The organism is Nostoc sp. NOS(2021) (genome assembly GCF_017115025.1).
Lineage (GTDB): Bacteria > Cyanobacteriota > Cyanobacteriia > Cyanobacteriales > Nostocaceae > Nostoc.
The window spans coordinates 1-9058 of the sequence record NZ_JABXKM010000174.1 but is presented as its reverse complement, the minus strand read 5'-3'; the positions used below and the strand labels follow the sequence as shown (position 1 = coordinate 9058).

Below are 9058 nucleotides of genomic sequence, written 5' to 3'. Positions count from 1 at the left end.
TTGTGGGGTGGGCAGGAAAGCCCGCCCTGAATATGGGACGGGTGTTCGCGTAGCGGCACGTAGTGCGGACACCCATCCCACAAGAAAATTTGGGATGTTTTTTTATTTGTCAGTCCCTAATACTTTGATGGTAAGTGTGAAGAACGACACATTTACCAAAAAAATCATCTCAGAACGAATAGATAATAAGGCTGTAGAAAAAGCCACGCTGTTTCGTGGTTTGAGAGTTTACCGTCAAAAGTCAGGCAAGCTGCTTCGGCACGCTAAATGAGATTTTTAACCAGAGTAGTGTTGAATTAAGGATATCTGCAATGAAAGCAGCAACAAAAAAAGCCAATTATGCAATCCGGGATCAAAGTGGCCAAGTAGCCTTCTATGTTCTCTTATGGAAAAGAAAAGGTATTTCCTTAGAGCTTTTTGACGATTACTGGAGAAATGTACATGGGCCTCTCTGCGCCCGATTACCAGGTCAGCAGCAATACTGGCAATTTCACCTGGCTCATAATCATGAGGGTAGTTTGTGGCCAAGCGTTCCAGGGATTGATTACACATATCAGACAGAAGATCAATTTGATGGCATTGCAGAATTAACCTTTGAGACAGAAAGCGATCGCGAAGCTTTTTTTCAATCGTCAGATCCTATTATGGCTGACAAACATAACTTATTTAGCAAAGCAGTTGGCTACAACACCAACTATGGCAATTCCCGAACGTTCATTGATGGCATCCCCACAGCAGAACCAAACGGTAAAGTGGACGGGTTAAAATTCCATGTCATGATCAAGAAAGCTGATGGCGTAAATGTAGCAGCCTTTCGCCAACATTTGACAGATTGCTTTGCTCCAGCGATTGTCCAGAGTGATGCAGTCCTCAAGTTCCGACTGCATTTGTTTGATGAAACAGACAATTCTCGCCCAGATGTTACTAGGGTGTCCCATTCGGAACCAATAGAGAAGCAGTATCAAGCGGCGTTTGAAATTGCCTTTGACAATCCTCTAGAAATGGAAGCATTCTTTGCCTCCCCAGAGTACACTGCTGCTTTCAAAGACTTAGCTAAATATGTGAAGCAGATTTTACCATTGCGAGAACGCGGTGCTTACACTTTTGTATACAACGGCAAATTGACCCTAGCAGGTCAGTGGAGTTCTAATGTTGCAGATTTGATTGTGAAAGTAGGAGCAACCAATCAATTAAAGTTAGACATAGTTTCTCTAATGAACGGTAAAGAAACTGTTAAGCCTGGGTTAGGTCATTATCTCCAAGGGGTGCAACACGTTGGGATTACAGTTCAAGACATGGAAAAATCCCTCGAATTTTACACAGAGGTGTTAGGAGGGAAGACAGTTGTTGTAGAAAATAATATTATGGGTGATGCGATGCAAAACACTCTCTTTCAAAAAGAGGAGTTGGATGCATTAGCCCAAGGAGTTGACCCCAAAACTTTTGGTATCCCCAGTCTTCGGGATGCTAAAGAAGCCTTAGATATTAAATTCATCTCCTTTGGTAATACCTGCATTGAACTCATTTATTTTCGAGATGCAGCCACACAAAATCCCCATAATTCAGCCGTTGATCGCATTCCTTCCCACATTGGTCATGTGAATGCCATGCACCTATCTTTTCACGTAAAAGATGATGTGGATTTAAATGTTTTCGCCAAAGTATTGGAAGATGAGTGTCAAATACGCGGTATGAAAAATGTTGTTTGTAATCGCGTAATTCGAGTCAAATCTGAAGAAGAAAGAAGAAAAGTTGCACTCAAATATAATTCTTCTAAATTTTGGCAAGAGCCAGATTCATTAAATGCAGATCATCAACCAGAGGAAGACTTTGGTGAATTAGAAGGTTGGGCATTGTTCTACTGTAAAGGCCCAAATGGAGAACAATTAGAATTCAACCAAGCTACTCGCACAGTTAAAGGACATTTTGCTAAAGCACAGAAGGAATACAATATGGCAAACAATACACACTTCGCTGTTTTAAATTCTAAATCTTCTCAACAGATAGAAATATCAGAAAAAGTTTATGCCACATTTAGCAGTGCTGTAAATGCTTCATTATCAACTGTTTGGAATGTGTTGTTGGACAAAATTGAAAACCCAGGACGCTACAATCCAGAAGCTCACAATTACAAAATTCTGGAGAGATATGACAATGGCGTACTGCGTGAAATGAAAGTCCTCAACATCACGGTTGAGGAAAAAATAACTTGGAATGAAAAAACTGGAAAAATCCGACACACCTTAGTCAATAATCCTCTGTTCATTGGCCAGGGAGTTAATGCAGTTGTCCACCCTGCTAGTAACAATCCTCATGAACCTCTAGTAATTAGCTATACCTGGGACTGGAAACCTTACAATGAAGAAGGTCGAAAGGTTGCTCAAAAAATTCAAGAAAACATTGCCGAAGCGGTTAAGCAGATTGTTCTAAACTTAAAAACTGTTGCCGAACAGCAAGAAAATAGATTACAAACTACGGTTTCTAATGGCAAAATAGCAGCTAATGCCCGCAAATCTACTTCCGAAAAATTTCCAGGTGCGACAACAGACTTGGTTAAGCGCTTGTTCTCCAGAGGTGAGGCGTTTGATTCGGAAGGATTCATAACTTTTTTTACCGACACACCAGTTTATCAGTTTGGCAATTTTGATGTGTGTTTTGATAAAGCAGCAATTAAGAAATCTGCGGACGCTTTCTTTAGTGGTATCTCTGCTGTCTACCACGACATCAAAATGATCTGGGAAGTTGGTGATATAGTGTTTGTGGAAATGGATGTTACCTACTGGCGTAAAGATGGCTCAGTTATTACACTTCCTTGTTCCGATATCTTCCGCGTAGAAGGGGATAAATTCTCAGAACTGCGGATTTTTATGGATGTTAATCCTGTTTTTGAACCCACAATTACTGTCCCCAATTCAGCCTCTGTCTTCACTGTCAATGAAGGTAAAAGGCTAATTACGCCCGACACTATGAAGAAGCACTTCGCTGAACATCCTGAAGGTAGACAAAGGGTACAAACTGGATTTGCCCCTAAATGGTCAGTAGCTAACCCACCTAAGTGGTCAATAACTAGTGATGGTTTTCTTTACTGATCCGTATGAAAATGCTCGAACTGATAGAAGGAGCCATATAAAGATAATTTGATTGTTTCTTTCAGAGGTATACCAAAAAAAGTCTGAAGGCTCTCTAGGTTTATCAAGACTTTTTAGCGTTGCTGAATAAAAGTATGAAAATCTCACGCAGAGAGAAACAGGACTTACGCAAAAATTGCTAAAAAGCTTAATTTATCGAACCGCCAAGACGCCAAGAATTCGTAAAGTGTGCGTAAGTCCTAAGAAAGATTGAGTTTTCGTAATTTTGTACAATAGTTGGGAATGATTCATACTTAAATTCAGCAATGCCAACTTTTTTCTTACTATTTTAGGTAAATAAGCTAATCGTCATTCATCTTTCCAGGATAATTCTCTTCTAGTAAGGGCTTCAGCTCTGGTTCTCTTCAACTTGAATGCTCATTAGCTTATTCCATCAACTCATAACAGTCTCACAAAGAGAACCTATACGAAATATTTCCATCTTCATTCACTTCAAAATCAGCACTCAGTTCCTTAGCTTTTTCATCTAAATATTGTTTAGCTTCTGGCGTTGATATCTCAGCATTTCTTGCTAGTTGTAATACCGTTATGCTTCCAGAATTATTTTCAGCTAATTCTAAAAACACTAAGCCAATTCGCTTTTGTTCTGATTCAACCAGTAATGCTTCTTCTCTTTTGTTCTGCTGTACTAAAGACCAACTCAACCAGCCTCCCATAACTGTTGATGGGATAGTCAAAATAATTAAAGCAGCTACAGCATCATTTTTGTCTTTAGGGGCAGTTTTAGGATTAATAATTTCCCAAATCATCACAGTAGAAAAGGGAATTCCAAATAAGAGCAAACATAATGCTAAAAACTTTTTAATTGGTTTCATCTAATGTTTATTTCCTAAAAGATATTGCCAGGGTAAAGTCATAAATACTATTTACTCTATCATCTTGTCCAGATTCTAGATAACAACGTTTTATATTAAGTACTAAACAATACTTTGCTCAAAAACTTAGTGTACATAGACTTCCCAAATTAAGATTTAATTGAAGTTTGAGGTTGTTTTGTTTGGAGATTACTGGGTGTATTTAACTTCCGAGAGAAAGCCAGTACATTGATTGCAAACTGCTGATAAATCTCTGGAGACTTATTCATGAAAACAACTATTGCATTCCGATGGCTGTAGATAGCTAAATACCGCCGTTTATTAGTTATCGCATATACAATTAGCGCCACGCCTGCAACAAGTAGAATTAAACCTAGTACAGAAGAGTTTCTCGATGCACCAAAAGCTGAAAAAATGAGGAATACTCCAAAACTCAATAATGCATAAATAGGGGCTTCTAGGATTTCTACTGAATCAATATTTTGAATGCGTATCCAAGTCTCTTTCTTCTCGAGACCAGTCTTGGCTGTTCCAATAAGAGTATCACCTGTAACTTTTACGGTGATTATTCCTCTTCCTGGAATTAAGACATTTCCCCACACTTGGGCAGGAGCGCCTGTAATTTCTGTGACCTGGTGATTAGTTCTCATTTTGTATTAGCCTCAAGTAATTTTTATCCAATTTTTAAACTTGTACTAGCCAAAGTTTTTTATTTTTCACGCCCAATGTCATCCCCATCTCGGTCAAAACCATGAGGATCAGGTGGCACTACCCTAAATCTTCTCTGGGTGATGTCTGGGCAATTCAAATCGGGTGAATTTTTGGGAATCCAAAAATCTGGGTAAGAGGGGTCACAGTTTTGTGACTAGTCTTTACACGTATGGTGTCACCGTCACCGACGCTTACAACTGTTGCACTAGAATTATTGGCAAATACGGGTAACGACATTTGAGCTAAAAGCAAAGCGCCAACCCCAATTAAGCGAAGTTTAAAAATCATTTGTACTAAAAATCACTCTTACCTTTCTTTAGGATTCCCAATTCAAGGCAAGCAATCGCTAGTTAACCCACAAATTAGTTTTGGTGACTTGCAAAGCTTCTTATCTGGTAAAGATGATGGGGTCAATCGACTAGGAGGATTTGTAGGTGTAATGGGTCAAAGCCAACTCGATATAAGCGGCAAGGAACCAATGCTAGATTCGGGTGATTACCTTACTTCACTAGGCTTTAGACAACGCATTGCAGAGGCAAGGAAACGTTGGGTTAAGTAGCTTTTGACACTCGTGTTAGGTTATACCACCCTTGCATCTGACAAAAAATTCAAAGAGTCAAAGTTGCCCTCCTGGAGCGATCGCTCCAGGAGGGCAACAGAATTGAGAGTCAGGCAATGCGATCACCCTTAAAAAATTATTAAAGGAAAAATTGGAAGTGCGTAGCCCGCCGTAGGTATCGTTACCTGTGCTGGATAAACTGGTACTATGCCAAAACTTCCAGAGTGGAATGGCACGCTTGTAAAGCCCAAAGGCTTGTGTCGCCTCGTTCCCAGTCTTAAGACTGGGAATGTATTCAAAAGAGGGCTGCTACTTCTGGTCAAGCCACTGGAGGCGGCAGCCCTCCCAGCATGGGTTAAGAGCTTAGAGGCTCTTAACCAGTCAGGGCAAGGGCTGTATCTTAACTTAGTGCCATTCCTTCCAGAGTGCGATTGCTGTCTCCTCTACTCACATGATCCTCACGTTATCTCTACCGTTCATCCAGATGGGGTAGACGGTGATACCTAGCGATCGCTCTTTTTTCCTCTAAGAATTGTTTCGAGCGATAAAGTTGTGTTAATTACGATTGAAGATGAGTCCGAATCCCTTTGCACACATGGCACTGCCTCAACATTTATGCGATCGCAGACGCGATTTTAACAGAATTGGTGAGGCGATGAGCAGGAGCGAAAGCAGGATGTATTGATTTGGTCAGTTTTAAAACAACACAGCCACAAAACCGAATGGCACTTGGGCATCCTGAAGCTACAGTCCAGGAAGTATTTGAAAAATCAACTGCTTTTGCCCTGTTTAGATCACTTAGGCGCACGGAAACCAGCTTGTTGTGCTGTATTCGTATCTTTAAAACAAATATCCGGCTTGACTTTTTCGTAATCTAAGGTTTTGGGTACGTGATAAATGTTGCCTCTCTTATTTGTAATCTTACCTTTTACTGGTGCATCACTTGGGCAAGTTGTTTCGCTTTGTGGTTTCACCCCTAGATTTTGTGCTGCTGCTAAAACTGCTGTTTTATTCCCCGCCGATGCTGGCTTCTTAGAGCTAGAAGTTGTATTTCCAGGGACAGGACTAGCTGCTGTACTAGGGACAGGACTAGCTGCTGTACTAGGGACAGGACTAGCTGGAGCAACAGCAGTTGGTGTTTGAGGCGTAGTACTAGTAGATTCTTCAGGTTTGGGACCACAACTACCTAGCATCAGCACTGTAAATAACGTCAGTACCATGCTGACTTGACGAGGTTTAAGTTGATTGTTCATTGCCATTAATTCTTGCTCCTCATCCTCTAATATTTAATTCCCAATATTTTACCCGATACTGACTTCATCACTCTGCACATCACTAGCGCCACTCACCCCTCTGGCAGTCTCCACCAATTGTGCCAATATCTCTTGTGTTGCTACTTCTCCCTTTAAAACTACGCTACTTCCCAACTGAGCAACATAGACAGAATCAATCTCATCAAATTGCGAGTCTTCGTCAAAAGCTAGGGCCACTCTTTTTGCTAAACCACTTTGGTCATATTCTCCATTTAGTCCGACTCGTTCCAGAGGAATAGTTTCCCCCGACTCGGAAGAAGAAGCAATTAGAGTCGGATCTGGGTTAACTTGAGCATCTTCTGGTTTTTCCTGTCCAAACAGTCTTTGTAACCAACCCATAACTGTAATCTCTCTGTAAGTACAGATTTAAATACAGTTAATTATTGCACTGATCTGCCCTCTTTAGCTCAACACCACTCTCACAGTTCTTTCCTTCACTCACTGTCAGGTTTGTTATCTGAATCTATTAGTGCTTAGTCAATAGCTTCGCCAAAAAAAGAGTATGAAGAGAGAGGGCGCTCTGTAGTAGAGTCAGGGCGGCTGCACCATGTCAATAAATAAAGTATATTCTCAATAGAGTTAAAATTAATGTCATTAAGTCTTGCTTATTGCGAAAAATTTAGGCGTTGGCGTAGCCCGCCGCAGGCATCGCTTTCTTTGGGCTTAAAAAATAATCAAACGCGAAAGGAAAGATTTTTTCGTTGTTTCTTAACCTTCGTTGTGATCAAGAGTAATTTAGATGCGTTTGCCCTGACCTGCCCCCAAAACGAGAAAGTGATAAATTGAGACAGTTGGCGACAGAGCAACTGGTAGAGATCATCATTGAGTAGGCAAACGCTATAGAGCAATTGAAAACTAGAGTAATAGAACTAGAAATTGTAATAGAGAAACTCAAAGTAAGTAGAGATTTAGACAGCACAACATCATCAAAACCACCGTCAGGAGACATCCTCAAAAAACAGAGAAAAAACTTGCTCTTAGTGAGGCTCCAAAACGGAAACCAGGGGGACAACCAGGGCATCAGGGAAAAACAAGAAAAGGGTTTGGGAGAGTAGATAGGTTTGAGATATGAATGGCACTAAGAAAAACCCAAAGGCTTGTGTCGCCTCGTTCCCAGCCTGGAGGCTGGGAATGTATTCAAAAGAGGCTCTGCCTCTGGTCAAGCTACTGGAGGCGGAGCCTCCCAGAATGGGTTCCCAGCCTATAGGCTCTTAACCAGTCAGGGCAAGGGCTGTATCTTTTCTTAGTGCTATTCGTTTGAGATATTAAGACCGCAAGTATGCAGTTGTTGTGGTCAGAAAGAATTCCATGCCAAACCAATAAAAATAGAAACACAGCTTTTTAGTCTAAGTGGCGATTTTGTGCAAAGTAGGGAGTACCTAAAGCTTTAGGGGGTGTAGATTTGCCCACAAATCCGACTAATGCCAATAAAGCGATCGCATAAGGTAGCATTACTAAAAATTGGTAAGGAATATTGACCCCTAATGCCTGAATTCGCAGTTGTAAAGCTTCTGTAGCCCCAAACAGCAAACAAGCCAAAGCACTACCCACAGGATGCCATCTCCCAAAAATTAATGCTGCGATCGCAATAAATCCTTTACCAGCACTCATCCCTTCGGCAAAAAATCTTACCTGTACCAGAGTTAAATAAGCACCTCCTAAACTCGCAAGACAGCCACTAATCACCACTGCGATATAACGTACAGTTTGTACCGAAATTCCAGCCGTGTCAGCAGCTTTCGGAGATTCACCCACTGCCCGCAATGTCAGTCCAAAGCTAGTTTTAAATAAAATGTATGTAGTTAAAATAACTAAGATAAATAATAAATATACTAAAAAATCTGACTGAAATAGTAGTGGCCCAATCAGGGGAATATTAGCTAAACCAGGAATAATAATTGCCCCGATTCCAGGTAACTGCTGTGTACTACTGCCACTAAACACTAACCGGGCCAAAAACGATGTTAATCCAGCTGCGACAAGATTAATTGCTAGCCCAGATACCAATTGATCGACACGCAAAGTTACACACAAAACAGCATGGAGTAGTCCGACTAATCCCCCTGCAATTAAGGATGCAAGGATACCAAGCCAGGGATTGCCAGTGTAGAAAGTAGCCGCAGCACTAATAAAAGTACCTGTAAGCAACATTCCTTCTAAGGCGATATTTAACACCCCCGATCGTTCCGAGTATAATCCTCCAAGGGCTGCAAATGCTAAGGGGACGGCTAGACGCAAAGTAGCTATTAAGTAATCAGAGAAGAAGTTGAGATTATTCATAGAGTTATTTTTAAACGCAGAGGTTCGCAGTAGACGCTTTTGTGGCTTGCCGCAGGCTGGAAAGCGCAAAGTTTCGCAGAATTTTCTGGGTTATATCATGTCCGCTTGATTGCTTATTAAACCCGAAGAACCCCACCCCCGCCAAAGCTATGCTTTGTCTCCCCTCCCGAAGAGCGGCTATCCATTACCCGGATCTTTCTCAACAAAACTACAACTTACTTAAAATAAGCC

At 41.1% G+C, this 9058-nt stretch carries 8 protein-coding genes and 1 pseudogene; 4 read left to right on the top strand and 5 right to left on the bottom strand.

Annotated features, from left to right (window positions below):
- Together HWQ41_RS20545 and HWQ41_RS20540 are read left to right on the top strand one after the other, a co-directional pair.
- Positions 1-271: hypothetical protein (locus HWQ41_RS20545; RefSeq protein WP_292766788.1), on the top strand; the 271-nt coding region annotated here is incomplete at its 5' end.
- A 40-nt stretch (positions 272-311) separates the two neighbouring features.
- A complete protein-coding gene (locus tag HWQ41_RS20540; RefSeq protein ID WP_292766787.1) occupies positions 312-3089 on the top strand; it encodes an AtaL-like protein in 2778 nt (925 codons plus the stop codon).
- 449 nt (positions 3090-3538) lie between these two features.
- On the opposite strand, the gene HWQ41_RS20535 is transcribed toward HWQ41_RS20540, so the two are convergent.
- Entirely contained in the window at positions 3539-3964 is a 426-nt protein-coding gene (locus HWQ41_RS20535; protein ID WP_292766784.1) for a hypothetical protein, read from the bottom strand.
- A 149-nt stretch (positions 3965-4113) separates the two neighbouring features.
- Positions 4114-4614 (bottom strand): hypothetical protein, encoded by a 501-nt coding sequence (locus HWQ41_RS20530; protein WP_292766782.1) that lies wholly within the window; start codon positions 4612-4614, stop codon positions 4114-4116.
- Positions 4615-5441: 827 nt separating this feature from the next.
- Between HWQ41_RS20530 and HWQ41_RS20525 the strand changes: the two genes are divergently transcribed.
- Positions 5442-5741 (top strand): hypothetical protein, encoded by a 300-nt coding sequence (locus HWQ41_RS20525; protein WP_292766779.1) that lies wholly within the window; start codon positions 5442-5444, stop codon positions 5739-5741.
- A gap of 287 nt (positions 5742-6028) precedes the next feature.
- Here the strand turns inward: HWQ41_RS20525 and HWQ41_RS20520 are convergent, their stop codons facing one another.
- Positions 6029-6487 (bottom strand): hypothetical protein, encoded by a 459-nt coding sequence (locus HWQ41_RS20520; RefSeq protein WP_292766776.1) that lies wholly within the window; start codon positions 6485-6487, stop codon positions 6029-6031.
- 48 nt (positions 6488-6535) lie between these two features.
- Positions 6536-6886 carry a phospholipid-binding protein gene (locus HWQ41_RS20515; RefSeq protein ID WP_292766773.1) on the bottom strand — a complete coding sequence of 117 codons (351 nt, stop codon included), beginning with the start codon at positions 6884-6886 and terminating at the stop codon, positions 6536-6538.
- Positions 6887-7302: 416 nt separating this feature from the next.
- On the opposite strand from HWQ41_RS20515, the pseudogene HWQ41_RS20510 reads away from it, so the two are divergent.
- A pseudogene (locus tag HWQ41_RS20510) lies at positions 7303-7616 on the top strand (DUF6444 domain-containing protein); the annotation flags it as partial.
- 272 nt (positions 7617-7888) lie between these two features.
- On the opposite strand, the gene HWQ41_RS20505 reads toward HWQ41_RS20510, so the two are convergent.
- Positions 7889-8827, bottom strand: coding sequence for an ABC transporter permease (locus HWQ41_RS20505; protein WP_292766770.1), 939 nt, complete (start codon positions 8825-8827; stop codon positions 7889-7891).
- Positions 8828-9058 lie beyond the last annotated feature (231 nt).